This is a genomic window from Mesorhizobium sp. P3_A9 (assembly GCF_056402975.1).
Map to the genome: position 1 here is coordinate 1 of NZ_JBFUGJ010000654.1, position 1,559 is coordinate 1,559.

At 55.7% G+C, this 1,559-nt stretch carries 2 protein-coding genes and 1 pseudogene; 1 reads left to right on the forward strand and 2 read right to left on the reverse strand.

The features are described 5' to 3' along the window. Together AC1DX0_RS35690 and AC1DX0_RS35695 are read right to left on the reverse strand one after the other, a co-directional pair. A partial coding sequence (locus tag AC1DX0_RS35690) for a Ros/MucR family transcriptional regulator (protein WP_477359172.1) occupies positions 1–309 on the reverse strand: 309 nt, incomplete at its 3' end. A gap of 450 nt (positions 310–759) precedes the next feature. Continuing rightward, positions 760–1,128: an SH3 domain-containing protein gene (locus AC1DX0_RS35695; RefSeq protein ID WP_477219533.1), complete on the reverse strand. Its 369-nt coding sequence runs from the start codon at positions 1,126–1,128 to the stop codon at positions 760–762. A gap of 116 nt (positions 1,129–1,244) precedes the next feature. Here AC1DX0_RS35695 and AC1DX0_RS35700 point away from each other — a divergent pair. Beyond that, positions 1,245–1,559 (forward strand): annotated as a pseudogene (locus AC1DX0_RS35700) (S9 family peptidase); the annotation flags it as partial.

Genomic DNA, 1,559 nt, shown 5'->3' on the forward strand with positions numbered 1-1,559 from the left:
CTGGTCCGGCGTCAGATCATAGTGGGTCATCAGATGACGCTTGAGCGACTTGAACTTCTTACCGTCTTCAAGACAGATAATGTAGTCGTCATGAACCGAGCGCTTCGGGTTGACAGCCGGCTTCTGCTTGTCGGCAGGGGGCTGTTCGGCGGTTCCGCCCACACGCCCGAGAGCGGCATGGACATCTGATATGAGGTTCGGCAGTTCGCCGACCGGCACGGGATTGTTKCTGACATAGGCGGCCACCACATCGGCGGTCAGCTCGATCAGCGCATCATTGTTTCTGGAAGGTGTTTCGACAATATCCATGGTCATCAGGCCCCAACAAGAGTTACGTGGTCAGCGCCCTTTTTTACAGGCAGGGCATTGCACGAATTTTGAGCAGGTAGAGTTTCTGCGATTCGTGTCGCGGGCACATCAATGCGACCGAAGAACAAGTAAGTCAATTCGCCCTTTGCATTATATTTGGGAATGTTGATCAACTATTCGGCAATTAGCTTCAATCTTTCGTGCATCATGTAATTTTTCGATATTTTCCCCGCCAAACCGGCAAGGGCTGACGTTACGTCAGCTGATCGTTACATTCGAGATAACTCACAAAGCAGATTTCAATGCTCTGGTTTGCTTTGCCATCGAGCCGACAATCTTGGTTGTTCACATCTGTCCACAAAACCACAGGTTGCCGCTCATCTTTTTTTGCAGGCAACGAGGCGACCGGCTCCGCCGGCTGGCCGCATCAGGTCAATCGCTGGTGGCCGGTCAATACGGGGTGATGTACTTGCCATAGGCCCAGCCGGTGACGAAGGCGCCGTTCTTGGCCGGGTCATGCCAGATCTCACACCAGCGATAACGAACCGTCTGCTGTTGCTTCCATGCCGGCTGATTGGCGATGTCGAGCAGGTTTATGCCGCCAGTGCAGCGTCCGGTCATCTGCAGGACGGTCCCGTTCGGGTATGCGGCCTGCTTCTGGGATGTGCCGGACGGATACTTGCGCACATTGAGCGTGTCGCCGAACGGCACGTTGGCCACTTGCCAAGCCGCGAATACGGTCGCATGAGACTGGCCGGCAAAGACCAGCGTTAGCGAAGCAACGGCGAAAGTCGCAGCAATCCGAGATCGAACAGTCATTATCTTTCCTCCCAACTCATCTCATGGAGCCGGCACCAGCTCTAGGCTGCGGCCCTTGAACCCACCCTGATCAGCGTATTCATTCGCCATTCAAGATAGTTCCCAAGCGAGACGCAATGACCAACACTCCCCGATTTCCGATCGTCAGCCCGCCGACACCCGAGAAGCGGCCGGTTTTCGACACGCATCACGGCATCACGCGAACCGACGAGTATGCCTGGCTGCGGGCCGACAACTGGCAGGAGATGTTTCGGGACCCTTCCCTGCTCGACGCCGGCATCCGTGCCGAACTCGAAGCCGAGAATGCCTACCAGTCGAAGCTGATGGCCGACACTTCAGACCAGCGGAAGCAGCTTTTCAAGGAGATGAAGGCCCGCATCAAGGAAGACGATTCTTCCGTTCCGATGAAAGACGGGCCCTATGCTTATGGT

Coding starts and splice junctions, on each gene's coding strand:
- AC1DX0_RS35695 (WP_477219533.1), bottom strand. CDS start 1,128: ATGACTGTTCGATCTCGGATTGCTGCGACTTTCGCCGTTGCTTCGCTA.